The organism is Thiobacillus sp. 65-1402 (genome assembly GCF_001897685.1).
Lineage (GTDB): Bacteria > Pseudomonadota > Gammaproteobacteria > Burkholderiales > Thiobacillaceae > Thiobacillus.
On the sequence record NZ_MKUG01000060.1, the window covers coordinates 1 to 24,295 of the forward strand.

A 24,295-nucleotide genomic window follows, 5' to 3' on the forward strand; every position below is an offset into this window, starting at 1 on the left:
CAATTGTGTACCCTGAATGCTGGAAACCTTGCCGATGCCCTGATGATGAATATGGCGGACATCATGATTTCACCGATGGCGCAGAAAACCCAATCCGTATGAGAGACCTATTCATTGCCGGCCTGATTTTCGGCCTGCTTCCTTTCGTGTTCAAGCGCCCCTGGCTGGGCATCCTGCTGTGGTCGTGGCTGGGCTACATGAATCCGCACCGGCTGGCATGGGGATTCGCCTACGATCTGCCGTTCTCCATGATCGTCGGCCTGGTCACCATCGTGGCTTTCATGGCGTCGAAGGAGAAAAAAGAGATGCCATGGACGCGGGAAACCATCGTCCTGCTGATCTTTATCGGCTGGATGCTGTTCACTACCTTCTTCGCGTTCTATTCCGATTCCGCCTGGCTGCAGTGGAACAAGGTATGGAAGATCCAGCTGATGGTCTTCCTCACCGCGCTCATCATCACCGATCGCCACAAGCTGCACTGGCTGATCTGGGTGATCGCCCTGTCGTTCGGCTTTTATGGCGTCAAGGGCGGGATTTTCACCATTCTCAACGGCGGCGCCTACCGGGTGCAGGGGCCGTCCGGAACCTTCATCGGGGGCAACAACGAACTGGCGCTGGCGCTGGTGATGGCGATTCCACTCATCCGTTACCTGCACCTGCAGGAAACCCGCAAGTGGATCCGCATCGGGCTGGCCAGCGCCATGGTGCTGACCGGCGTCGCGGCCATTGGCAGCCAGTCGCGCGGCGGTCTGGTGGCGATGCTGGCGATGGGGCTGTTCCTGTGGCTGAAAAGCCGCAACAAGCTCGTCACCGGCATCTACATGGCGGTGGCCGTGGGCATCATGGCATCGGTCATGCCGCAGGCATGGTACGACCGCATGAACACGATCGAGACCTACGAGCAGGACCAGTCCGCACAGGGGCGGATCAACGCCTGGCATACCGCGTTCAATGTGGCGAAAGACCGCATTACCGGCGGCGGCTTCGAGATGTGGCGGCCGCCGGTTTTCCGCCAGTACGCGCCCGACCCGTTCAACGTGCGCGACGTGCACAGCATTTATTTCGAAATCATGGGCGAGCAGGGATTTATCGGGTTCGGCCTGTTCATGCTGCTAGGCCTGATGGCCTGGATCCGGGCGCAGCAGATCATCACGCGATGCAAGAATGACCCCGAAAAGAAATGGGCTTCCGATCTGGCTGCCATGATTCAGGTGAGCCTGGTCGGTTATGCCGCAGGCGGCGCATTCCTGGGAATGGGCTATTTTGACTTGCCGTACCACTTGATGATCGTCCTGGTACTGGCGGCAAAGTTTTCGGGGGTGCTGGGCAATGCCGTGCCTGCCGCGAACCAGGCCGCAAGCGGGCGCTTCCTCCATCCTTCCAGCCGGTTTCACCAGGCCCGTATCGGGCCGGGATCCTGATTTCCCGTGCATTGGCCCCGTCTGCGTCTGCCACCTGGCCTGGGAGGGGCGTTCTGGCTGGCGCTGCTGCTGCTGGCGCTGGTCGAGTCCGCCCTGCACAGCGAGCAGGTGATCCACCAGTTCCGCGCGGTGTTTGCCCTGGGGCGGGCATACGACAAGCTGCAGTACGTGGAACACAACCCGCCACCGGTCCTGTTCATCGGCAACAGCCGGATCGATAATGGCGTGGACCCGCGCACGTTCGGCCGGGCATGGGCGGATGACCACCGGCGGGGTTTCAATCTGGGCCTGCCCGGCGCCAATGCGCTGGTCTACCACGGCGCAATCCGGCGTCTGGATGCGCGCGGCCTGCTGGGCGGAGAGGGGATTCAAGCCGTTGTGCTGGGGCTGGACGAGAGCGCCCTGCAGGATGAGGACTCGCTGGGCTACGTCGGCTTCCTGGCCGATCGCAGCGCCCTGTGGGAAGCCGGACGTTACCGGGACTGGCTGGGCAGCTATCTGCGATTGTGGTCGTACAGCGGCAATCTGCGGCAACTGCGCGAGCCGGACAAGGCGCTGCGTTTCATCGAGGCGAGCATGCGTTCGGTCGACCCGGTAGGCGGCGCGGCGGCAGCCCATCTGGGCTATCGGGCAGGTTTCGGGGCCGCGCAGAACAGGATCCAGCTGGTGCGCCAGGAAACGGCCGCCCAATTGCCGCCTGCGCCCGGCGTCGAGGCCTTTTTGTGGCGCACGATCGCGCTTCTGCAGGCCCGGGGGGTTCGCGTATTCGTAACGATTCCGCCGTTGCGCGACCGCCCTTCCGCCTTTTTCGATGCGAGTCCGGCGGCTGCGCCTTATCGCGCACTGCTGGCGCGGCTGCGGCAAGAAGGGGTGAGCGTGCTGCCCATCGCCACCGGCTACGCACCTGCGGAATTCGTCAATGCCGGCCACCTGAACAACCGCGGGGCGCAACGCTACAGCGCCGAACTGGGGCGCCAGCTTGCAGAGCGGGGAGTTTGACCGGCCATGGTTTTCAGTTCGCCGACTTTCCTGCTGTTTTTTGCCGTGCTGCTGCTGTTTTATGCCGGCGCGCGCAATTACCGCGAGCGCGCCGCCGTCATTCTGGCCGGCAGCCTGATTTTTTATGCCTCCTGGAAACCGGCATACCTCATCCTGCTGACAGCGTCGGTCAGCCTCAACTATCTGATCTACTCCGCGCTGTCGGCCAGCCGCAGCAAGCGCCTGCTGGTGGCCGGGCTGGCGCTCAATCTCGGTTTTCTGGGGGTCGTCAAATACCTCGGCATGATGCTGGAAAGCCTGCTCGGGCTGGGCGCCTGGCTGGGCCTGCCGCTGCCCGGCGCGCCGCCCGGCTGGGGCGACTGGGCGCTGCCGCTCGGCATCAGCTTTTACACCTTCCACATGCTGTCGGTGATGATCGACGTCTACCGCGGCGAATGGACGCAGCGCATTTCATTCCGCGCCTGGTGGCTGTACGTCACCTTCTTTCCGCACATGATCGCCGGCCCCATCCTGCGTGCCTCCGAATTGGTCGAACAGCTGGAAAACCTGCAGCCGCTCAAGGCGCGCGACATCAAGCTCGGCGCGCTGATTTTCATGGCCGGCCTGATCAAGAAGGTGCTGTTTGCCGACAACCTGGCGCCGCTGGCCGATGAACTCTTCAGCCGTCCCGAAACGCTCGATTTTTATACGGCCTGGCTTGCCGCCACGGTGTTTGCGCTGCAAATCTATTTCGATTTTTCCGGCTACAGCGAAATGGCGATCGGCTTGGCGCTGGCGTTCGGGGTCGTGTTGCCGCGCAACTTTCTTTATCCCTACACCAGCCGCAGCGTGCGCGAGTTCTGGCAGCGCTGGCACATCACGCTGTCGCGCTGGCTGCGCGACTATCTTTACGTCTCGCTCGGCGGCAACCGGCGCGGGCTGCCGCGCAACCTGGCCAACCTGATGATCACGATGCTGCTGGGTGGGCTGTGGCACGGCGCGGCCTGGACATTCGTGTTCTGGGGGTTCCTGCACGGCGCCTATCTGGCGCTGCATCGCCTGCTGCTCGCGTTCTATGCGAGGGCGGGCGTGACGGCCGGCTCGCACGCTTCGCGCATCCTGTCCTGGCTGGGCTGGCCGCTGACGCTGGCGCTGGTGTGGATCACCTGGGTGTTCTTTCGCGCGCCGACGTTTCACGACGCGTGGCTCGTCGCGGCCGCCATGCTGGGCTTGGGCGGCACGGCCGCCGCAGCGCCGGCGCTGCGCAGCTATGTGCAGCTGCTGGTGTGGGGCAGCCTGTTGCTCACCTTGCTGGAGCCGCAAATCGAACGCAGCTTGAAACGCGGCCTGCAACGCTGGGGCGCGCTGCACTTCACGCTGCGCGGCACGGCCTACGCGGGATTGGTGCTCGCCGTCATTGTCTTCGGCGGCAGCAGCCAGAAATTCATTTATTTCGATTTCTGAGCTTGCACGGCGGCGCGTCTCAGTGTTCGTTCGCCTGCAGCCATTGCTCCAGCATCATGGTCAGCCAGATCATCACGCCGTAATAGCTGGCATGCGGGCCGCGCTGCATGGCGAGCATGTGGTCGAGATACGCCGGCCGGATCCAGCCGCGCTGCTTGAAGTCGGCCAAGCTGTCGCCGACCAGCTCGCCGAGCGGGGCGTATTGCGTGCTCCATACCCCGAACGGCAGGCCGAAGCCGTGCTTGGTCTTGTTGATGATCTGTTCAGGCAGCAGGTCGCGCAAGGCTTCCTTGAAGAACCAGCGCAGTTTCTGCCCGCGCACCTTGTAATCCACCGGCAGGTGGTTGGCGAAGGCCACCAGGCGGTCGTCGAGCAGCGGATAGCGCACCTCGATGCCCGCCGCTTCGGTCATGGTGCCGACCTTGCGCAGATCGTTGTCCGCCAGGGTGAATTTCAGGTCCAGATGCATCATGCGGTTGATGTAATGGTCCGACGCCGTGCGCTCGTAGGCTTCGCTCAGGGCGGCGCCCGGCGCCGAGGGGTCGACGGCGTCGATGAAGTCCGTGGCGAAAATCTGTTCGAGCGGCGTGCGATGCAGAAAATTGTAGGACTCCAGCCGCAGCGGCAGGCCGACCTTGGCCTGGTCGACATAGCTTTTCAGCTTGGCAAGCGGGAAGCGGCTGGACAGGCCCGGCAGCAGCGTCAGCGGCTCGATCATCCCGTGCCGCAGCAAAGCCGGCAGGCGGGCGTAGGTCTCGAACAGGCGCTGCTTGGCGTAGCGCACGTTGCCGCCGAAGATTTCGTCGCCGCCGTCGCCCGCCAGCATGCGCTCGAACCCCGCCTCGCGCGCCGCCTGCGCGCAGAAATAGGTCGGCACGGCCGAGGCGTTGCCGAACGGTTCGTCGTATTCGCGCGCGATGACGGGGATCGCGGTCACGATGTCGGCGGGCTTCAGGTAGTACTCGTGGCGCCGGCTGTCGTAGCGCTCGGCGGCGCAGCGGGCGTATTCCATCTCGTCGAACCCGGCGGCGTCGAAGCCGATGGAAAACGTGTCGACCGGAGCTTGCCGCGCGGCGGTGAGGGCGCCGACCACGGTGGAGCTGTCGGTGCCGCCGGAAAGAAACGCGGCCGTGACGGGTGCGTCGGCGTCGCGCACCGCCTGGTCCAGGATGGCGCGAAAGTCGCGGCGGTGACTGTCGAAATCGGCGTCGACCGCAGCGTAGTCCGCCTGCCAGTAAAAGCCGCTGCTGAGCGTGCCGTTTTTCAGGGTGACGATCTGCCCCGGCAGCAGCTTGCGCACGCCCTGATAGAGGCTGCGCGGTGCGGGGAGGGTGTGGAAGTACAGGTAGTCGTAAATCGCCTGCGGATCGATGCTGCGCCCAACGGCAGGGTGGGCGGCCACGTTCTGCACGCTGCTGCCGAACACCAGGTGGCCGCCGCGTTGCGCGTAGCACAGGCGTTCGGCGCCGACGCGGTCGAGCGCCAGACAGGCTTTCTTCTTCAGCGGCTCGATGACCGCGAAAGCGAAATTGCCGTGCATCAGCGTCGGCAGCTTTTCGCCAAAGCGCAGCCAGCCGTACGCGACCGCCATCGCCGGATTCTGGTCGCGCGCGATCTGCGCCAGTTCGTCGTCCAGAAAACGCGGGCGCCCGTGGAGCGCGGCGGCGAGGCCGTTTTCAACGTGGATGTCGGCCTTGCCGAAACGCGAGCACGCTGCCACTCCCAGCACCTGGCTGCTGTGCTGCTGCAGCAGCCCTTCCGGCGACAGGCAGGCCGCGCGCCCCATGTGCCTGATCAGATCCTGATGGGCGCCGTGATCGCCCAGCCAGCCAAAAATGCCATCCATGGTGTGTTGTGTCAGCGTGATGCGGGATAATGTCCGCCAATATAAACGAGCTTGCCGCCGGGCACGAATCCTGTGTGCTCCGGGGGGCCGATTGATAACGAAAGAAAGCGCTTGGGTTTGAGTGAGTTTTTCGACAAGGTGACGAAAACGCTGGCGTTCCATGCGCGCCGGCTGCGGCGCGGCCTGCGCGGGTTGCGCTGGGCGATGTCGCGGCGCCCGGCGGAGCGGCCCATCATCGTGGTCGGCTGCTCGCGCGCGGGCACCACGCTGGTCTACAAGACCCTGTCCGAGTCGCGCGAAATCGGCAGCCTGCAACGCGAAACCCACGATTACTGGACTGGCCTTCACCCGCTGGCCGACAAGAACTGGGATACCCACGGGCTGGACGCCGGCGATGCCAGCCCAGCGGACCGCGCTGCCGTCAGCCGCTACTTTTACCGCTGGACCGGCCGCCACCGCTGGGTCGACAAGAACAACCAGAACGGCCTGTGCGTGCCCTACCTGCGCGCGCTGTTTCCCGATGCCGTGTTCGTCTTCGTCAAACGCAGCCCGGGCGACAACCTCAATTCCCTGATCGAGGGCTGGAAAAAGCCGGACGAATTCGCCACCTGGTCGAACGATCTGCCGGCGGCGGTGGCGGTGGAAAACGGGCAACTGCAGCAGTGGTGTTTCTTCCTTGCCGAGGGCTGGCGCAATTATCTGAGCGCGCCGGTCGAAGAGGTTGCCGCGTTCCAGTATGCCGTCGTCAACCGGGCCATTCTCGATGCCAGGGACGGGGTGCCCGCCGGGCAATGGGTCGAGGTGTTCTACGAGGATTTCCTGCGCGATCCGGTCGCCACCTTCCGGCGGGTGTTCGAAGGCTGCGGGCTGGCCTTCGATGCGCGCCTGCAGGCGCATTGCGCCGAGGTGCTCGATATCCCCTACAACGCCTTTTCGGAGATCCGGCTGGACAAATGGAAGGACGGCCGCAACCGCGAAAAAATCGAGCGGGTGCTGCCGCAGGTGGCGGAGGTGGCCGCCCGGATGGGGTATCGATGACGGCGCTGGCGCTCGCTTTCGCGATGCTGCTGCTGGTGTGGGCGGGCGTGCTGCTGGCGTTTGCCGCGCCGCTCGCCGCGCGCTGGCGCGAGCCGGTGCTGCGCCAGCCGGTGCTCGTCATCGAAAGCGATGACTGGGGCGCCGGACCGCCGGCGCAGGCCGACGCATTGCGCCGCCTGGCCGCGTCGTTGCAGCGCGTGCGCGATGGTAGCGGGCGGCCGGCCGTGATGACGCTGGGGGTGGTGCTGGAAGTGCCCGACGGCGCGCGCATCGCGGCGGCCGGCTGCGCGGAATACCACGCACTGACGCTGGTCGATGTCCGCTTCGACGCCGTCCGGGCGGCGATGACGGAGGGCATCCGGGCGGGTGTGTTCGCGCCGCAATTGCATGGCCAGTGCCACTACTGGCCGCCGGCGCTGCTGGCCGCCGCGCAGGCCGATGCGGACGTGCGCGCCTGGCTCGCCGCCGCCGAGCCTGCTGCCACCGAGGACTTGCCATCGCATTTGCAAAGCCGCTGGGTCGACGCCTCCGTCCTGCCGTCGCGCGCGCTGGCAGCGGCGGCGATCCGGCAAGCCGCCGCCGCCGAGGCCGCCGCCTACCGGGCCATTTTCGGCGATACGCCGCAGGTGGCGGTCGCCACTACGTTTGTCTGGAACGACGCGGTCGAGGCCGCCTGGGCGCAGGCAGGAATCGAAGCCGTCATCACGCCGGGCCGCCGCGCCACCTGCCGCAACGCCAGGGGGCAACCGGGCTGCGTGGATGCCACGATGCTGACGGGCGAGCGTGCGCCGGCGGGGCCGACCTATCTGGTGCGCGACGTGTATTTCGAGCCGGCGCTCGGCCAGCCGCCGCAGCGTCTGTTGGAAGGCCTGCAGGCGCGCACCCGGCAGGGCCGCGCCTGCCTGGTCGAAACCCATCGCTTCAATTTCCTGCAGGCGCCGGACGCCAGCCTCGCCGCCTTGGAAACGGGGCTGACCGCCGCGCTCGCCGCTTGTCCCGGCCTGCGCTTTCTCTCGCCGCTGGAACTGGTGCGCGCCGTGCGGGAACGCGACCCGGCCTGGGTCGAGTCCCGGCTGCGGCCGCGCTTCGCCGCCTGGCGTGCGCGGCTGGACGAGATTCCGCGCTTTCGCCGGACGGCGCGGCTGAGCGGCCTGGCGCTGCCGCTGGCCTGGCTGGGGCGGGCGGCATGACGCCGCGCTTCTCGGTCGTCATTCCCGCGTTCAATGCCGCGGCCACGCTGGCGCGCGCGATCGAATCGGTGCTGGTGCAAAGCTGGCCGGCATACGAAATCATCGTGGTCGACGACGGCTCGACCGATGCCACCGCCGCGGTCGCGCGCCAGTTCGGCGGCGCCGTGCGCCTGATCCGGCAGCACAACGGCGGCGTCGCGGCGGCGCGCAACGCCGGTGCGGCGGCCGCCCGCGGCGACTGGCTGGCGTTTCTCGACGCCGACGACTGGTATGCGGACGACCGCATCAGGCTGCACGCGGAATGGATCGCCGAAGACGCCACGCTGGATTGCCTGACCGGCGATTACGAATATCGCGATGCGGCAGGCGGCCTGCTCGGCACCTCGATGGCGCAGCACCCGTCGGGGCGCCTGCTGCTCGCCAAGGCCGCCGGCGCGATGCGGGTGGTGATGGAAACCCCAGCCGAGATGGCTGCCTTCACGGCCGATCATTTCGGCGACACCCATACGCTTTCCGTCCCGCGTGCCCGCTTTGTCGAACTGGGCGGCTATCCGATCGGCTTCAAGGTGTGCGAGGACGTGCATTTCCTGACCCGGCTGCTGGCAGGCAGCCGCCGCATCGGCGTGATTTGCCAAAGTCTCGGCGTCTATGTGATCCACGGCGGCAGCGCCACCCGCCGCGACCCGGTGGCGGCGCAGCGGGAGAACGTGCGCACCCTCGCCGATCTGGCGCAGCGGGCGGAAAATTTCCCGGTGCCGGTCAGGCAGGGAGTGGCGGCGCGGATGCAAAACGCCCGCTACAACCTTGGCTGTGCCTTGAGCAAAAACGGCCAGCGGCTTGCCGCAGTCGGCGCCGTATTGCCTTCATTGGCGGCGCGCCCGGGCTGGCAGAGCCTGCGCAACGTGCTGTCGATGCTGAGGGGGTGACCGCTTGAACCGCCTGCTGGTGCTGACCGAACTGTTTTTGCCGACCAAGGGCGGCACCGCCGTATGGGCGGCCGAGGTGTACAAACGCCTCGGCGGCAAGGAAATCCATATCGTCACCGCCGAGGTGGCGGATGCGGCGGCGGTCGACGTGCAGCACCCCAACACCATTCATCGCCTGAACCTCAAGCGTGTGGCCTGGCTGCGCCCCGAGTCGCTGGCGATGTACGCACGCTTTTTCTTCAAGTCGCTGACGCTGGCGCTCAGCCACCGCTTCGATGCGATCCATGCCTTCCGCGCGCTGCCCGAAGGGCTGGTGGCGTGGGCGGTGGCACGGCTGACCCGGCGCCCGGTGATCGTCTATGCCCACGGCGAGGAGCTCACCAGCTGGGGGAGCGGCGGCAAATACAAGGCCATGCGGTTTGCCCTGCGCCATGCCGACCGGGTCGTCGCCAATAGCGAGCATACGCGCGCCACCCTGCTTGCCATGGGCGTCGCCGCGGCCCGCATTGTCGTCATTTATCCCGGCGTCGATGTGTCGGTGTTCCGGCCGGGACTGGACGCCGAGGACTTGCGCGCAAGCCTGGGGGTCGGCCGCGACGACAAGCTGGTGTTCTCGGTCGGCCGGCTGTCGCGCCGCAAGGGCTTCGACCAGGCGATCCGTGCGGTGGCGCGGCTGCGCAGCGAAGGCATTGGGGTGCGCTACGTCCTCGCGGGAATCGGCGAGGACGCCGATTATCTCGACGGCCTGATCGCGCAACATCGTCTGCAGGGCATCGCCCACCGCATCGGCGCGGTCAAGGAAGCCGATCTGCCGCGCTGGCTGAATGCCTGCGACGTGTTCGCCATGCCCAACCGCGACATCAACGGCGACAATGAGGGTTTCGGCATGGTGTTCATCGAGGCGGCCGCCTGCGGCAAGCCCAGCCTGGCGGGCGAAGCCGGCGGCACCGGTTCGGCGGTGCTGCACGGCGAGACCGGGTTGCGGGTGGACGGCACCTCGGTCGAGGCGGTGGCGGACGGCCTGCGCAGCCTGCTGACGCAGCCGGCGCAGACCCTAGAGTGGGGACAGCGCGCGCTGCAGCGGGTCGAGCGCGAATTTGCCTGGGAACGCGTCGCCGACAAGACCCGCACATTGCACGGGACGCATGATGACTGAAACGAAAACAGCCTGGCCGGTCGCCGTGTTCGCCCACAACGAGGCGCGCAACATCGTCGCCTGCCTCGACAGCCTGCGGGCCGCCGCCGGCCATCCGGCCGAATACTACGTGCTGGCCAACGCCTGCACTGACCGCACCGAAGCCCTGGTGCGCGAATACAGCGCCAGCCATCCCGGCGTGCACCTAGTGTCGATCGCGCTGGGCGACAAGGCCAACGCCTGGAATGTGTTCGTGCACGAAGTCGCGCCGCGCGGCGCGGCGCACTATTTCTTCATCGACGGCGACGTGCGTGCCACGCCCGGCGCGCTCGACGCCATGGCGCAGGCATTGGCGCTGCATCCGCAGGCCAACGGCGTATCGGCGCTGCCCCGAAGCGGCCGCGGCGTGGCCGCATTTCAGCGCGACATGCTGAAAGACAACGGCATCGCCGGGAATCTGTATGGGCTGCGCGGCAGCTTCGTCGAACGCATTCGCGCCCAGGCCATCAAAATGCCCGTCGGCACCATCGGCGAAGATGCCTTGATGGGGGCGATGCTGAAATGGGATTTGCGCGGCGACACGCGCTGGGACAACGCCAGGGTGGTGGTGGCGCGCGAGGCCGGGTTCGCGTTCGACTCGGTGTCTCCCTGGCTGCCGCGCGAATGGAAGAAATACTTCCGCCGGCGCGTGCGCTACAGTGTGCGCGGCTACCAGAACAAAATGCTCGGGCGCGCCATTCAGCCCGCCGGCTTCGAGTCTCTGCCGCAGCATGTGCGCGCTTTGTACCCGCGCTATCCCGAGCTGCTCAGCGTGCGCTGGCGTGGGCTGGACACCCTGTTCGACTGGCTGGCCGTGCGCGAAATCAGGGCAGCGTGATGCTCAACTTCATTGAACAACAGGGCGAAAGGAAATTGGCGATGCGGCACTTCAAGAAGAACATGCTGGTTCTGGGCGCCGGGCTCGCGATGGTGCAATCCGCAGCGGCCGATTGGGCGCCCAGCAAGGCCGAGATGGCCACGCTTCCAGCCTACTGCGCAGCGCGTTTCGACGAGCGTTCGGCGGCGTTCCAAACCTGGAAAAGCACCATGGGCGGCGACTTCATTCACGTCCACCATTACTGCGCCGGACTCAATTTCGTCAACCGGGCGCGCGGCATGGCATCGGCCAAGGACCGGCGCGGCGTGCTCGGCGCGGCGGTGCGCAACTTCGACTACATCCTGACGCACACCCAGCCGGACTTCTACTTACGGGCGGAGGCGCTGATGAACCGCGGGATTGCGATGTCGATGATGCAGAAACCGGGCGAGGCCGTCGGCAACCTGCACCAGGCGATCGAAATGAATCCCAGGCTGCCGCGTGCCTACATGACGTTGGCGGATTTGTACGACAGGCAGAAAAACCGCAGCAAGGCGCTGGAAACGGTGACCGCAGGCCTGCGCCATAATCCGGACGCCAAAAGTCTGCAGCGCCGCTATACCGAACTGGGCGGCAAGTTGCCGTATCCCGTCCCCATCGAGCCTGCGCCGGCCGAGGCAGCGGCGGCCAAACCGGACGGGCCGGCGACGCCTGCCCCGGCGGCCGAGCCCGAGCCCGCTGCGGCCGCGCCTGTGGCCGAGACGCCAGCGGCGCCAGCGGCGGAACCCGCTGCCGCGCCCAAGATCGGTTCGCCGACCAACCCCTATTGCCGGTTTTGCCCGGATTGAGCAGCGTCGCCGGGCCGCTGCCCCGACGCCTGCACGAACGCCTGCAATCTCGCCCATAGATCGGTCCGCACCTGCGGGTGGCGTTCCGATACATCGTGCTGGCAGGCGGGATCGGCCTGCAGATCGAACAGCCGCAGTACATGGCCGCTGTCCAGCGGCTGGTATACCAGCTTCCAGCGGCCGTGGCGGATCATGCGGTCTTTGGCGGCGAGGACGGCCCTGCAGTATTCGGGCTTGATCGCCAGGGTGCCGCTGGCGCGGTCCGGCACCTCCATCAGTTCCAGCAGGCCGGGGTAGCGCAGGTGCGTATCCGGCAGGCCGGGAATGTCCGCGATCCAGATGCCGGTTTCGTTGAAGGCGTCGAGTTCGGGGCAGGCGCCATCCACCACCAGACAACCGGCGAGCGATACCCCGTCCATGGACGCGACGGGCGGGGCGCCGACAAGTTCGAGCAACGTGGGGGCGAGGTCGATCGAACGCACGACCTTGTCCACCGTGCCGCGCGCAGGCAGGCGCGGGTCGCGGATCAGCAACGGGATGCGCGGGCTGAAATCGCCGACGGCGGAATTGCCCTGCCCCCAGGTATCGTGTTCGAAAAACTCCATGCCGTGGTCGGAATAGACGACGACGACCGTGTTGTCGGCCAGCCCGCAGGTTTCGAGGTTGGCCAGCATCCTGCCCACCTCGTCGTCGAATGCCGCCACGCAGCCATCATACAAATCGATGATCTGGTCGAGGTCGAATTCCTCCTTGGGCGCGCCCTGGCGGCGGATGATCTCGAACGGATCGGTCAGCCGCGCCATCGCGAACTTGGACTCGCCTGCATAGGCGGGGTCGGCGTAGCGTGTGTACCATGGCCATTCCGAGGCGAACGGCGGATGCGTGGTGGAATAGAACACGTTGAGAAAAAACGGCTGCGCGCTTTCCGCCAGGCGCGCCACCAGCCGCCGCGCCCGTTTACCCAGCGGCTGCGTCAGCGGCACTCCGCCCAGGTAGTACAGTTCGGGCAGGAACAGCCGTCCCAGCCGGTTATGGGTGAAAAGGGAGACGTACAGGCGCAGATCCTTCGGTCCCTGACGAATCAGGTATTTCAGGTTCCACTGGTCTTCCGGCAGGTCGGTGTAGTCGAAACCGAAGGAGTACTTGCCCATGTCGGCGCCGCACCAGTCGGAGATCGCCGCCGTGCGGTACCCGACTTTTCTCAGTAGCGTGGGCAGGGCATCGACTTTCAGCCGTGTGCCCTCATCGTCGACGAAGTTGTCGCGGATTCCGTGCGTGTGCGGCCAGGTGCCGGTCAGCAGGGAAATCAGGCTCGGCGCAGTGCGCGCGCACGGCACATAGCAGTTGGCGAACAGCGCGCCGTTCGCAGCCAGCCGATCGATATGCGGAGTCAGCGCGCGGCGGTAGCCGAGCGCGCTCAGGCGGTCGGCGCGCAACGTGTCGGAGCCGATCATCAGGATGTTGGGCGGGGCATCCGGCGCGCGCGCGGGACGCTTGTGCGGGGCGCGCGCCTGCGGCTGCCAGCCGGCCCACGCGATCGAGCCGGTAAAGAACAGCGCGCTCGCCCACAGCGCCATCAGGTCGCCCGCCCGGTTTTCCTTCGCCAGTTGCCAGGAGGCCGCCGCCAGCAGCAGTCCGGCCATCCCCATTCCCAGCGACTGCATGTGCGCAATGCGTGCCGGCGTCGCCCACTGCCACAGACGGTACAAGCGGCTGGTTCGGTAATGCATCGATGCCACCAGCAGGCCGGGATTGAAGCGCAGCGCGCGGATGAATTGCAGCATGAAGCCGCCCAGGATGCCGAGGAGGGCGGCGGCGGCGGCGAGGCCGGCCGACCAGCGGACGCCGGCCACGGTGTGGAGCATGAAGTACAGCAGCACCCCCGCGCCGCCGGTGAACAGCATCAGGGCGAACGCCCACGCCGACAGCCGCGCCAGCGCAAACAGGGTATAGCGCTGGTAGTGGGTGAGCACTTCCTCGCGGATCCGGGGTCCGGTCTGCGAAAAATCGAGCAGCGATTTGGCGAGCAATGCGGCTGTGCCCAGCCCCGCCATGCCGAGTGCCGCCAGCACGCCGGACCAGCGGGCGTCGCCGCTGGCAAACCAGGCGAGCAAGCCGCTGGCGGCGGTGACGAGTGCCAGCACCTCGGTGAGCAACCTGCCGCGATCGGGCGGCAGGGCCAGACGTTTGCCGCGATGCCCCGATTCGCTGCGGCCTCGTATCTCGCCCAGTGCGGCTGCCGTGCGCACCCAGTAAAACCGCCGCTTGGCCCATGACAGGCCGAGAAGGCTATGGAATCCGTACTCGGCCAGCTTGCGCCACATATACAACGGGACCGAGCCGCCGCCGTGGATACGGGCGGTCGAACGGGTGCGTTGATAGCTTTTTTTCAGCAGATAGCCGAGTCGAAGCCGCTCGGTGTCGACGTAGTGGTGCTGCACGATGTCCGGTGCGTACTGGCAGCGTTCTCCGCGCGCCAGGGCGCGCAGCACGTATTCGCTGTCCTCGCCTCCGCCCAGGTCGTGTCCGTGCGGGCCCAGTTCGGTGGAAAACTGGCCGGCCAGTTCGAACACATGGCGGCGCACGATCAGATTGCCGCCGCCCGGTATGGGGCCCGTCTCGGCGGTGATGGCACGGGGTACGTCACCCTGGTCGTAACGCGGAACCGGCAACGGATAAATGCGGTAGGGCCCATCGTCGTGCACCCAGGCCGGTTCGCTGCCATCCCAGTCCGGGAGGATTTTTCCGCAGTACAGGCCGGCCTCCGGCCAGGTCGCGGCAGCCTGCTCGATGGCCGTCAGATAGTGTTCGTCCACCCGGTGATCGTCGTCCACCAGGGCAATGAGTTCGGTTTCGATGGTCGGGATGGCGGCATTCAGCGCATGCGATTTCCCGGGTGTCGGCACGTCGAGTATCTGCAGCAGCAAGCCATTTTCAGCTGCCTGACGGACCTGATACGCCTGCATCTGCGCCACGGTGTCGTCGCTGCAGGCATTGGCGGCCACCAGGATCTGCACGGGCATGGCAGGACGGCGCGCCCGGTTGAGCGACGCCAGGGTCTTTTGCAGCAGGTCTGCCCGGTTGTGGGTGCAGATGAGGATGGTGAGCGCGGTCACGCGGGTGCCCGCCGGGTACGTTTCCAGAAACGGGTCAATAGCTTGTTATGCAGGCGGTAGGCGGCTTTCACGGCGAGTGCGGGCGGCGTGCCCGGCGTGACCAGATCGTAGCCGAACTCGCGCAAGGTCTTGCCGGCCACGCTTTCAAACGCCCTGATCTGGGCTGGCGTCATCTTGCTGCGCCATTTTCCCGCGTTGTCGGCTTTCAGCGGTTCGTGCACCAGCGGGGTCTTGCCCGGGTCGTCGACCGCCGTGACGGCAAACAGCTCGGCCGAGTAGGGTTCGCCCAGAAATGTGCAGATCCGTTGCATGCTGTCTTCGGGGCGCGCAAGCAAGTCCTCGTAGCGCAACTCCATGTATTGCCGGGGCGTCAACAGGCTGCCCAGCGCGCGGCCTTTCTCCACGTAGCTTTCCCAGTATTCCGCCGCGAAATAGGTGTTGTAGACGGAGAAATCATGCTGTCTGCCGAACAGCGACAGGGCGACATCGCGCCCGTCGCGGATCAGATGCACGATCTGGGCATCGGGAAACCACTCGAGCAGTTTGGGGAGGTGCATCACGTAATAGGGGGTCTTGTCGCCCCATCTGGACTTTCCTTCGCCCCGTGCGTTTTTTTCGAATAGGCCCGAAATGATTGCCGGCATCGTGTACCGGCCCTCGGCATGAAATTCCCGGGTTAGCGTGTCGACGTCGAATTTCAGTCCATGCAGATCGGTCTCCAGGAAATCACGGCTTTGTCCATGCATGGCCTGCAGCACGCGACGGATATTGTCCGGCTGACGGAGATCGCCATAGCTTTCCCGATTTCGGTACAGCGGAATGAAGAAATGCGATTCTCCGGTGGGGAGCGAAATGTGCGGATGATTGCGCAGCCGGTACTGCAGCATGGTGGTGCCGGAGCGCGGTGCGCCAACGATGAAGATCGGGCCTTGTCGACATGATGCAGGCGGAGGAGACGTGATCACGTGGAGATTCCAGTCAAACGGACATATTTGAACAGGGCGTGGGGCATGAGGCCATACCGCGGAAAAACGGAACGGATGCGCCAATGCCGTCGTTGCACCCAGCGGTTGCGTTGCACCGCCTTGTGCCAGGTGCGTGCATCGTGCCGTGCTGCCAGCTGGCTCAATGTGTTCAATCGCACATCGGGCTGTTGCCGGAGCCATTGGAGCAATTCCGACAGGTCCTGGAGGGTCAGGGCCGCGCCGGCCAGCCCCGATTCCTGCAGGTCGTAATGATGCATGACGGCGATGACCGCCAGATCGCCATTCGGCCGGCGGCGCGCCTCGGACAGGGCGCGCCGGAGCTCGGTGATCTGGCAGGTGCGCGGCAGTTGGGCGAGATGGCCGGATTCGACCAGGCCGTGCTCGCTGCCCGCCGAAAGATAGAGGAAACCCTGCTCGGAGAGAATGGAAGCGGTGACCTGATCGAAGGTATTGAACGGCGGCACGAACCCCGATATTGCCACGCCGAAAACCTGTTCAAGCGCGGTCCGGCCGGCTGTGATTTTTTCGGTTTGCGCCGCACCATCCAGGCCTGAGAATTCGGAAGGCAGGCTGGCATCGGGACGGGAGGATTCATGACAAAAACCGTGCTGGGCGATTTCCAGCCGGCCGGCCCGCCGAGCCTCGATCAGATGAGGCACGCTGCCGGCAGACAAGGCTTGCTGCCCGGCATGCGGGACGACCGCGAAGGTAGCGCAGACAGCGTGCCTGTCCATGGCGTGCAATATCGCCCGCTCGAGCGCATGGTCGCTGATGGCGGACGGATCGTCGAAACGAATGGCGACATCGATCATGGTCAGGTGCCGGACCGGCTCCGGTAGCCTTGCAGGCTGCCCAGCGCATGGGCAGCATTCATCGCCTGGCGGATCAGGCCCGGCTTGCCGCCCAGTGCCAGCTTCAAGGTGCGGACGCAGTGTCCGAGGAACTGCGTAATCATGAAAGGCGGGATGCCGAGCAGGGTTTTCGGGTAGCCTGGGAGGGCGAGCTGGCCATGACGAATTCCGGCCCGGTAATGCAGCTTCAGGAAATAGCTGCGCCGGAGCCGCCAGGGTTCGACGGCGTGCAGCACAGCCATTTCGGGGCGGTAACGGATACGGGCTTTGCGCTCGAGCAGGGCACGCAGCATCATCGCATCCTCGCCGCCGCCGATATCCTTGCCTGCGCGGTTGTAGCGGATATCGAAGCGCAGGGTCGGGTCGTCGCGGAACAGGCGCATGTCGTATGCGATGTTGGCGGTCCAGATGGGTGTACTGGCGTCCTCGATCCAGAAACGTTCCGGCCCGTGATCGACGGCGGCGAGAAAGCCGAGCAGATCGTTTTCCAGCCAGCGCGGCCGCGTGGCGGTCGTGAAATCCATCTCCACGCGGCCCCCCGCACACGCTGCGCCTTCGTTCAGGATGGCGTCGACCGCTGCGTCAAGCAGGCCGGGCAGCGGCGTCTCGTCGTCGTCGATGAAAACCAGGATGTCGCGGTCGAGCGCTTCGGCGATGCCGCGATTGCGCGCGGCCACGATTCCCTGCACGGATTCGGTCACCCAGCGCAGCGCCGGTCCCGGCATCTGTTGCAACCGGTCGAGGATGGCGACCGTTCCATCGCTGCTGTTGTTGTTGATGGCCAGGATATCGAAAGGAATCGGACAGGTTTGCGCGCGCATCGCCGCCACGAGTTTTTCCAGGCGGTCCGCACGGTTATAGGTACAAAAGGCAAAGGTAAGTACGGGCATGACGAGCGTTCAAATGGAATTACGCGTGCTGCGCCGGGTGTCGATCAGCCGGATCAGCGACTCGAATACCGATGCAGGCAAGAAACTGGCCAGCAGGTATTTGACGTCGCGCGCCTTCCAGTCGGCCTTGCGGAATGCGCGCCGGAACAGGCGCCGCGAGGAATCGGTGTCGCGTCGCCAATGGCAGCGATAGGCTTCAAGCAGCAGCGAGCCGTAGATCCGGGCGTCGCGTTCGGCCCGGCCGAGATGCTCGATTTGCGCGGGGTGGCGGCGGGCAAAGTCCTCCCGCACGGCGATGGCGTCGAACACCTGCCGCCAGCGCGGGATATGCGCGTCACCGCGCGGGTAGCGCCGGTAATACGCCAGTACCTCCGGCACGCGTACCACGACGGGTTGGGCGGTGAGCATGCGCAGCCACAAATCGTAGTCCATGGCGGTGGGGAGCCGTTCCGAAAATCCGCGCAAGGTGTCGATAAGCTGACGCCGTATCAGTACGCCATTGATCGGCCACGGGCAGGATTGCAGGAATACGGCGGCCGCATCGGTTGCGGTGTAATCGGGCGGGATGTGGGGCTGCGTGTTGACGGCAGACTCCCCCACATTTTGCCAGCCGCAATAGGCCACATCGGCCAGGGTTTGCGTCATGGCGGCATGTAATTGACGCAGTGCGTCGGGATGCCAGTAATCGTCGGCGTCCAGGAAGGCGACGAAATTGCCGCGCGCATGCGACAGTCCTTGATTGCGTGCCGCATAAGGCCCGCTGTTGGTCTGGTGCAGCACGCTGATGCGGTCAGGATTGCCGTCTGCCAGTCGCGCGATGATCTCCGCGGATGCGTCGTGCGAGCCATCGTTCACGACGATGAGCTCGACCTGCCGGTAGCTTTGCCGCAGCACGCATTCGATCGCCTCTTCCACATAAGGCGCGGCGTTGTAGCAGGGCATGACGACGGAAATCAGCGCGGGGTCAAAGTTGTCCATCGATAGTCTGTGCTTCCTGTCGCATTGTCCGGCCTGTCATCGCTGCCTGGTGTCGAGTAGCCTGGCGCGCGGCCGTGTTTTCAGTCTCGCAGTGTGCCATAGCCCTGTCGAATCGACGCGCAGGAGGATGTGGGCAGGCTCAATCGGCCTTGGGGCGCCTGATGCAGGTTGCCAGCAGGCGCAAGGCGAAGCGCAGGTTATACCATTGCGGATGCGTGACGAAGGAGGCAAGCAGTGGCCGCCAGGCAGCCCTGCAATGGCCGCTGCGCTGGTGATGGTAGGCCTGGTTGAAGTAGACGCTAGCCAGGCTGTGCTTGACCTCGTCGGCGCGCCCCGCAAGCGCAGGGTTGCGCTCAATCCAGGCGAGCAAAGTTTTGCGGATGTCTACGGCGGCGCGCATGTGCTTTACTTTCTGCTCGGGCACCGACACATTGTTTTGCCCGTCCATGCGGGCCAGGTAGGCATATTGCAACAACAGTGCCGGTTCGCATAACAGCGCGGATTTCATGGCCCATTCCGGCTCCGGCAGGTAGCTGTCCTTGCGCAGCGGGCCGACTCTGTCCCACACGGTTTTGCGTGCGGCGGGGCGCTGCATCGCCATCGGCACGGACTTGAGTAGCGCGGCAAAAAGCCCCCGGCTGAAGAAAGCCACGCCGTGCTCCGTTGTGCGCTGCGCACGTTCAAGCAGCCCGGCCATGGCATGCGACTGGTTGGCAGCCGTACCTGGCGCATAGGTGCCAAAAGGTTCGACGTTGATAAACAGGCATTCCAGCCCCGGGTGGCGGGCATAGGCTGCGGCGATCTGCGCCAGCGCCGTGGGGGCGAGCAGGTCGTCGTCGTCCAGGTGTACCACGACTTCGCCCCGGGCAGCAGCGACGCCCGCATTCTTGGCGGCGGCGATTCCCTGTGCCTGATCGTGCCGAACCAGAATGAAGCGCTCGCCAAGCAAGTCACGCAGCGTGGATTCGAGCACGGGCGGCGTGGAGCCGTCGTCCACTACCACCACTTCCCATTCCGGGTGGGTCTGGGCCACGATGCTGGCGAGCGCTTCGCGCAGTAGCTGGGGGCGGTTGTGGGTTGGCACCGCAACGGTGATCAGCATTCAGTCTTCACCAAGGTCATGTTTCCTGGTTTGGCCGGGCGCGCGAGGCGAGTCGGCCTGCCCGCTCCTTTCCGGGAAAGGCTTTTCCCCTTGGCCCTGCTCCATCAGGCGGACCAATGCCCGATGGAGCGGCAAGGGAAGCAGCGCCGGCAGCATGTACTTCCAGTCCCTCAGTGTGCCATAGCCCTGTTTCATCACCGCACGAAAAATTCGCCGGGCGGCGGGCAGGTCGCGTTCCCAATAGCTGGCATAGCCACGCATGAGCAGTTCGCCGTCACTCAGCGCGCGAAGGGTGTCGCGCGTGAACATGCCGGCTATTTCCGGATGCTGGGTCAAATAAGTGCGCTGAACCTCGTAATGCGACAAAGCAATTCGTGCTCGGTTGCCGATCATCTGGTTGTCGTGATGACGGTAATAGGCCAGAACCGCTGGCACGCGTACGATGGGATGGGGAATCGCACTGCGCAGCCAGAGCGCAAAATCTTCGCAACTTTTCAGTGTTGGGTCGAATAGCCCTGCTTCGAACAAGGTATTGCGTCTGATCATGGCTGCGTGAACAGGCCAGCGTGGACTACAGAATATTTTCTCTGTTTTGTCGGGCATGGATTCATAGTCGGGCGGAATGAAGGGTTCGCCACGCCCTCCCGGCAATCCAACATTTCTCCAGCCGCAATAGGCAACGGCTGCCTTGGGGTTTGCGTCCAGCGCCGCGGACATCTTTGACAGGAAGTCCGCTTCCCACCAGTCATCGGCATCCAGAAACGCAAACAGCTCACCGCTTGCGGCACGTATTCCTGCATTGCGCGCGGCGGGAAGCCCGGAATTGGGTTGATTGACGATACGAATGCGCGGGCCATAGCTCTCCATGATCGCAAACGAGTCGTCAATGGAACCGTCGTTGACCACAATGACTTCACAATCGACATTGTTCTGGTTTAAAGCCGAGTCAATCGCTTCACGCAGGAAAGCCGAACCGTTATAACAGGGAATGACAACGGAAATGTGAACGCTCATGGCTGCGTGGAAACGCGATGTGCAAGACGGCCAAATTGATAGCGCAGCAATCGAGTAAAGGTGGTCTGGTTGTCTCCAAAGCACAGATTGCGGACCAATACGCTGGTGGTGTCGGTATTGAAAACGGTCAGGCGCCGTAACCGGAATGAATCCTCGTCGCGCAATGCCCAGCCGCTGCGGGTGGTACAGGCCGAGAGGTAGCCGGCCTGTTGTACCGCCGCGGCGCAACGCGTGTCCCAGACACCATAGGGATAGGCAAAGCTGGCGACCGTATTGCCAAGAATAGCCTCAAGTGTTGCTTTGGAATCGGTCAGCTCCTGCATCAGCCGGATGTCGTCAACTTCCGTTAGCCGTGCGTGACCCACCGTGTGCGAGCCGATTTCCATGCCGCCTGCCTGCATCTCGCGCAGTTCGGCCGCATTCAGCAGACGTCCTACAGGCCGGCCATCGGCCGGCCAGGCGGGTTCGCGTCCGATCGAGCCGCTGACGATGAACCAGGTTGCCCGCATGCCGCGTTTTTGCAGTTCCTCGCAGGCAGCGAGGTTGTCGACGTAGCCGTCGTCGAACGTGATGACTGCGGTGCGTTCCGGCCATCTCTTTGCGGGCATGGCGACCAGTTCGGCCATGGTTGGCGTGGTGTAGCCTGCGGTGGCCAGAAAATCAAGCTGATCGCGAAACCGTTGCATCGACACGGCCCAAGGCCAGGCGGGCGTACCCTTGCCGGGTGTGATGGCGTGATACATCAGTACGATCGGTCCATGCCGGCCGGCATGTCGATGGAGCCTGCGCGCGAGAGGATCGATCCAGGTCATGAGGGCGCTTTCATGAGTCTGAGCCTTGCTTTCCAGCGATCAGTTTCCGACGCAAGGGCCGGAATCGGCAGGTACAGGAAGCAGATTGCATAAACCAGTCCGCCCGCAGCCGTCATGAACAACACGTACAGCGCATCGACCGACTGGATGGATGGCGGGATGGCATGATTGGCAAGCCACAGAGTGCCAATCAGGATGGCATTGAGCAGCGTTGCCGGCATGAAAGCCCGAGCCAGGTCAATCCAGCGGGCATCGAGCGACCGCTTGGCGAGCCAGAACATGTGAAGGGCGATATAGAGCAGGGCGCAGACCATGCCGGTCGCCACGCCGGTCAATCCGTAAGGCAGACCGGCCAGGATGGCGGCCGCGGCAACGCCGATCATGATGGATTGCGCGACAAGCTCCTTGCCCAGCCAGCTGCGGGCGGCGAGAACCGCGCCCGACAGGTTCTCGATCATCATCAGCGGAGCGGCCAGGCTGAGGATCATCAAGGGGGCGGCCGAATCGGCCCAGCGATGGCCGAACAGCGTCACCACCAGCGGCTTGGCCAGCCACAGGAAACCGATATAGAACGGCAGAGCATAGACGGCGACCAGCGTGAGGCTGCGGAAAAAAAGGTAGCGAGATTTGTCGAGGTTGTCCTGTTCCTTGGCGAGCGCACGGAACAGCACCTCATACACCGAGCCTGTGATGAAGCCATGCGGACGCGCCGCGAGGCTCTCGGCCTTGTTGTAAAGTCCCACGCCGGCGGGGCCCAGGCTGCGCGACAGAACGAAGGTGGGCAACTGGGCACGTATGTAGCAAACGATGTTGTTGCTGGAGGCCAGAAGTCCGTAGCGCATCAATTCGCCCGCGCGCCCGAAGTCGAAGCACAGGCCGGGGCGCCAGCGCGCATACCAGGCAAACTGAAGGGCGCCCGCCATCGAACTGAACAGGCCGGCGAGGATCAGGCTCCAGGGGCCGTGGCCCAGATAAGCCAGACTCAAGGCGATGCTGTTGTAGATTGCCAGGTTGGCCAGTTGTACCGCTGTTTTTGCCTTGAAGCGCATTTCCCGGTGCAGCATGTTGCTGGGCACGTTGAAGAAGGGTCGGATCAGGAAGGACAGTGCCGCTACTCGCAACAGGTCGGCATACAGGGGATTGGCGTACCAGCGCCCGAACCAGGGAGCGATGGCAAAGAAGAAACCGACGATTGCCAGTCCGATGAGGAATTGCAGCGTGAACAGCAGATCGTAATCGCGCTTCGACGCCTCCTTTGCGCGCACGATTGCCTGTCCCATGCCGCCGCCGGCGACGAAGCCGGCCAGGCTGGTGAAGATCAGGATGGTCGCCACCATGCCGAATTCGGCCGGCATCAGCAGGCGTGCGAGGACCAGCCCGAGGGCGAAGTTGATGATCTGGCTGCCGGTGTTGCCGATGAGCACCCATTTGGCGCCGTGGCGGATGGTATTACCGAGGCTCATGGGTGTATCGAACGGGTAAGGGCCAACAAGCTGGCATGGATAGAGGTCACGGCTATGCAGTCAAGAGGCGGCAATGTTGTTCGATGAGTCACGGCAAGGCAAGCGCTGTCGAGCGAGGCGTTTTGCCCATGATGCGTGATTCACGGAGAACACCCATGAAGCAAGGCGCGCGTCAGGTTCGCCTTGGAATCCAGCAAAACCCATGCCTGGCAGGGCGGCACATTTCATTAATGACTTTTGCCCAGCCATCGCTTGACCCGCAGGGCCAATGGTCCGATACCGGGTACGCGTTTCAGTTTTCTGAGCAGCCGGCTGTCGATACGCGCATGGGGAAGAAACTGCGAATGTTCCATGCGCGCAAAGTTGCTGTCCATGGGCACGTCGAAATGCTTGTGCATTCGCTGAATGGCCCCGAGGGACTCGGCCAGATTGTGCTCAATGTAGTCGATCTGGCTGCTCCAAGCGATATCGTTGCCAAGATGAAACGTGAGCGCACGATCATTGATTCGTTTTGCGCGAAATCCGCTCACGGCGTCCAGCGCGATGAAGAGCAGATAATCGAAATAGGCCGCGCCAATGCAGCAATTGCCGAGGTCAAGCTGCGGCACATACGATCTTGGAAAGACGAAACAATCGTAACCATAGGCAACTTGGCCTGGCTCATCCCATTACACACAACTTCAATGCCTCACCGTAACATGCTGACTTCTCTGGTAATACGAGGTTTGCGTGATGAGCTGGGCGGCGGAGGAGTTCAAGGATATCGATCTCGGCGACAGGCGTCTGGACAAGCGCACGGTGCTGCTGGCCGAGCGCATGGCCGCCAATCCGATGGCCAGCATTCCGCAAGCGTGCGGAGGCTGGGCGGAAACCCAGGCGGCGTATCGCTTTCTGTCCCAGGACGACGTTGAATGGGAAGCCATCCTTGCGCCGCACTGGCGCAGTTCCGAGGCGCGCATGCGCGCCCATCCCGTCGTCCTGTGCCTGCAGGACACCACGGAACTGGACTTCAACGGGCAAGGCATTGCCGGTCTGGGACCGCTGTCCTATGAAGCGCAGCGTGGCATGTACGTCCATCCCACCTACGCGGTTAGCCCGGAACGGGAACCCCTGGGGGTGCTGGATGCCTGGATGTGGGCGCGCGAGCCCAAGGACGCGGACGGACAACGGGGCGGCCTGCTGGAAAGCACCCGCTGGACGGAAGGCTACATGCGCATCGCCGAACTGGCGGCCAGCCTGCCGGACACCCGTCTGGTGTACGTGGCGGATCGGGAGGCCGACATCGTGGCCCTGATGGCGCAAGCCCGCGATCTGGAGCATCCCGCCGACTGGCTGGTCCGCTCCCAGCACAACCGGGCGCTGCCCGAAGGGGGCAAACTGT

21 protein-coding genes are annotated in these 24,295 nt (G+C 64.6%); 10 read left to right on the plus strand and 11 right to left on the minus strand.

Going from position 1 to position 24,295, the window contains the following annotated elements:
• Positions 1–98 precede the first annotated feature (98 nt).
• From BGO62_RS04770 to BGO62_RS04780, 3 genes are read left to right on the plus strand one after another with little or no spacing between them, the layout of a single operon-like run.
• Positions 99–1,421 carry a putative O-glycosylation ligase, exosortase A system-associated gene (locus BGO62_RS04770; protein ID WP_296639807.1) on the plus strand — a complete coding sequence of 441 codons (1,323 nt, stop codon included), beginning with the start codon at positions 99–101 and terminating at the stop codon, positions 1,419–1,421.
• A 6-nt stretch (positions 1,422–1,427) separates the two neighbouring features.
• Positions 1,428–2,420, plus strand: a complete 993-nt coding sequence (locus BGO62_RS04775; RefSeq protein WP_296639809.1) for a hypothetical protein — start codon at positions 1,428–1,430, stop codon at positions 2,418–2,420.
• 6 nt (positions 2,421–2,426) lie between these two features.
• Positions 2,427–3,863 (plus strand): MBOAT family O-acyltransferase, encoded by a 1,437-nt coding sequence (locus BGO62_RS04780; RefSeq protein WP_296639811.1) that lies wholly within the window; start codon positions 2,427–2,429, stop codon positions 3,861–3,863.
• Between the two features lie 19 nt (positions 3,864–3,882).
• Here BGO62_RS04780 and BGO62_RS04785 read toward each other — a convergent pair whose 3' ends face one another.
• Positions 3,883–5,709 (minus strand): asparagine synthase C-terminal domain-containing protein, encoded by a 1,827-nt coding sequence (locus BGO62_RS04785; RefSeq protein ID WP_296639813.1) that lies wholly within the window; start codon positions 5,707–5,709, stop codon positions 3,883–3,885.
• A 111-nt stretch (positions 5,710–5,820) separates the two neighbouring features.
• On the opposite strand from BGO62_RS04785, the gene BGO62_RS04790 reads away from it, so the two are divergent.
• From BGO62_RS04790 to BGO62_RS04815, 6 genes are read left to right on the plus strand one after another with little or no spacing between them, the layout of a single operon-like run.
• Positions 5,821–6,747 (plus strand): sulfotransferase, encoded by a 927-nt coding sequence (locus tag BGO62_RS04790; protein WP_296639816.1) that lies wholly within the window; start codon positions 5,821–5,823, stop codon positions 6,745–6,747.
• Positions 6,744–7,937, plus strand: coding sequence for a hypothetical protein (locus tag BGO62_RS04795; protein WP_296639817.1), 1,194 nt, complete (start codon positions 6,744–6,746; stop codon positions 7,935–7,937). Before BGO62_RS04790 ends, BGO62_RS04795 begins: the two co-directional genes overlap by 4 nt.
• Positions 7,934–8,863, plus strand: a complete 930-nt coding sequence (locus BGO62_RS04800; protein WP_296639819.1) for a glycosyltransferase — start codon at positions 7,934–7,936, stop codon at positions 8,861–8,863. Before BGO62_RS04795 ends, BGO62_RS04800 begins: the two co-directional genes overlap by 4 nt.
• Before the next feature lie 4 nt (positions 8,864–8,867).
• Positions 8,868–10,019 (plus strand): glycosyltransferase family 4 protein, encoded by a 1,152-nt coding sequence (locus BGO62_RS04805; RefSeq protein ID WP_296639820.1) that lies wholly within the window; start codon positions 8,868–8,870, stop codon positions 10,017–10,019.
• On the plus strand, positions 10,009–10,875 hold the full coding sequence (locus tag BGO62_RS04810) for a glycosyltransferase family A protein (protein ID WP_296639822.1): 867 nt from the start codon (positions 10,009–10,011) through the stop codon (positions 10,873–10,875). The genes BGO62_RS04805 and BGO62_RS04810 overlap by 11 nt, the downstream gene beginning before the upstream one ends.
• Positions 10,875–11,702 carry a tetratricopeptide repeat protein gene (locus BGO62_RS04815; RefSeq protein ID WP_296639823.1) on the plus strand — a complete coding sequence of 276 codons (828 nt, stop codon included), beginning with the start codon at positions 10,875–10,877 and terminating at the stop codon, positions 11,700–11,702. The genes BGO62_RS04810 and BGO62_RS04815 overlap by 1 nt, the downstream gene beginning before the upstream one ends.
• Here BGO62_RS04815 and BGO62_RS04820 read toward each other — a convergent pair.
• From BGO62_RS04820 to BGO62_RS04865, 10 genes are all read right to left on the minus strand, one after another.
• A complete protein-coding gene (locus BGO62_RS04820) occupies positions 11,678–14,818 on the minus strand; it encodes a sulfatase-like hydrolase/transferase (RefSeq protein WP_296639825.1) in 3,141 nt (1,046 codons plus the stop codon). The two genes, BGO62_RS04815 and BGO62_RS04820, sit on opposite strands and share 25 nt — an antisense overlap.
• On the minus strand, positions 14,815–15,783 hold the full coding sequence (locus BGO62_RS04825; RefSeq protein WP_296639826.1) for a sulfotransferase: 969 nt from the start codon (positions 15,781–15,783) through the stop codon (positions 14,815–14,817). Before BGO62_RS04825 ends, BGO62_RS04820 begins: the two co-directional genes overlap by 4 nt.
• On the minus strand, positions 15,780–16,616 hold the full coding sequence (locus tag BGO62_RS04830; RefSeq protein ID WP_296639828.1) for a DUF2334 domain-containing protein: 837 nt from the start codon (positions 16,614–16,616) through the stop codon (positions 15,780–15,782). The genes BGO62_RS04825 and BGO62_RS04830 overlap by 4 nt, the downstream gene beginning before the upstream one ends.
• Before the next feature lie 2 nt (positions 16,617–16,618).
• Positions 16,619–17,545: a glycosyltransferase gene (locus BGO62_RS04835; RefSeq protein WP_296639831.1), complete on the minus strand. Its 927-nt coding sequence runs from the start codon at positions 17,543–17,545 to the stop codon at positions 16,619–16,621.
• Positions 17,546–17,554: 9 nt separating this feature from the next.
• Complete coding sequence (locus BGO62_RS04840; RefSeq protein ID WP_296639832.1) at positions 17,555–18,523, minus strand: glycosyltransferase; 969 nt, start codon at positions 18,521–18,523, stop codon at positions 17,555–17,557.
• A 139-nt stretch (positions 18,524–18,662) separates the two neighbouring features.
• Positions 18,663–19,625, minus strand: coding sequence for a glycosyltransferase family A protein (locus BGO62_RS04845; RefSeq protein ID WP_296639834.1), 963 nt, complete (start codon positions 19,623–19,625; stop codon positions 18,663–18,665).
• Complete coding sequence (locus BGO62_RS04850) at positions 19,626–20,639, minus strand: glycosyltransferase (RefSeq protein ID WP_296639836.1); 1,014 nt, start codon at positions 20,637–20,639, stop codon at positions 19,626–19,628.
• Entirely contained in the window at positions 20,636–21,451 is an 816-nt protein-coding gene (locus tag BGO62_RS04855) for a polysaccharide deacetylase family protein (RefSeq protein ID WP_296639838.1), read from the minus strand. The genes BGO62_RS04850 and BGO62_RS04855 overlap by 4 nt, the downstream gene beginning before the upstream one ends.
• The gene (locus tag BGO62_RS04860) at positions 21,448–22,914 is read right to left on the minus strand and encodes a lipopolysaccharide biosynthesis protein (protein ID WP_296639839.1); all 1,467 of its coding nucleotides are present in this window, start codon (positions 22,912–22,914) and stop codon (positions 21,448–21,450) included. The genes BGO62_RS04855 and BGO62_RS04860 overlap by 4 nt, the downstream gene beginning before the upstream one ends.
• Before the next feature lie 227 nt (positions 22,915–23,141).
• Positions 23,142–23,522 (minus strand): hypothetical protein, encoded by a 381-nt coding sequence (locus BGO62_RS04865; RefSeq protein ID WP_296639841.1) that lies wholly within the window; start codon positions 23,520–23,522, stop codon positions 23,142–23,144.
• Between the two features lie 154 nt (positions 23,523–23,676).
• Here BGO62_RS04865 and BGO62_RS04870 point away from each other — a divergent pair.
• On the plus strand, positions 23,677–24,295 hold a 619-nt coding region (locus BGO62_RS04870), incomplete at its 3' end, for a transposase DNA-binding-containing protein (RefSeq protein ID WP_296639842.1).

Excerpts from the sequence above, each read along its gene's own strand:
- BGO62_RS04830 (WP_296639828.1), bottom strand. The coding sequence starts at position 16,616 with ATGATCGATGTCGCCATTCGTTTCGACGATCCGTCCGCCATCAGCGAC.
- BGO62_RS04800 (WP_296639819.1), top strand. The coding sequence starts at position 7,934 with ATGACGCCGCGCTTCTCGGTCGTCATTCCCGCGTTCAATGCCGCGGCC.
- BGO62_RS04815 (WP_296639823.1), top strand. The coding sequence starts at position 10,875 with ATGCTCAACTTCATTGAACAACAGGGCGAAAGGAAATTGGCGATGCGG.
- BGO62_RS04795 (WP_296639817.1), top strand. The coding sequence starts at position 6,744 with ATGACGGCGCTGGCGCTCGCTTTCGCGATGCTGCTGCTGGTGTGGGCG.
- BGO62_RS04780 (WP_296639811.1), top strand. The coding sequence starts at position 2,427 with ATGGTTTTCAGTTCGCCGACTTTCCTGCTGTTTTTTGCCGTGCTGCTG.
- BGO62_RS04860 (WP_296639839.1), bottom strand. The coding sequence starts at position 22,914 with ATGAGCCTCGGTAATACCATCCGCCACGGCGCCAAATGGGTGCTCATC.
- BGO62_RS04770 (WP_296639807.1), top strand. The coding sequence starts at position 99 with ATGAGAGACCTATTCATTGCCGGCCTGATTTTCGGCCTGCTTCCTTTC.
- BGO62_RS04835 (WP_296639831.1), bottom strand. The coding sequence starts at position 17,545 with ATGCCCGTACTTACCTTTGCCTTTTGTACCTATAACCGTGCGGACCGC.
- BGO62_RS04840 (WP_296639832.1), bottom strand. The coding sequence starts at position 18,523 with ATGGACAACTTTGACCCCGCGCTGATTTCCGTCGTCATGCCCTGCTAC.
- BGO62_RS04785 (WP_296639813.1), bottom strand. The coding sequence starts at position 5,709 with ATGGATGGCATTTTTGGCTGGCTGGGCGATCACGGCGCCCATCAGGAT.
- BGO62_RS04850 (WP_296639836.1), bottom strand. The coding sequence starts at position 20,639 with ATGAGCGTTCACATTTCCGTTGTCATTCCCTGTTATAACGGTTCGGCT.
- BGO62_RS04855 (WP_296639838.1), bottom strand. The coding sequence starts at position 21,451 with ATGACCTGGATCGATCCTCTCGCGCGCAGGCTCCATCGACATGCCGGC.
- BGO62_RS04845 (WP_296639834.1), bottom strand. The coding sequence starts at position 19,625 with ATGCTGATCACCGTTGCGGTGCCAACCCACAACCGCCCCCAGCTACTG.
- BGO62_RS04810 (WP_296639822.1), top strand. The coding sequence starts at position 10,009 with ATGATGACTGAAACGAAAACAGCCTGGCCGGTCGCCGTGTTCGCCCAC.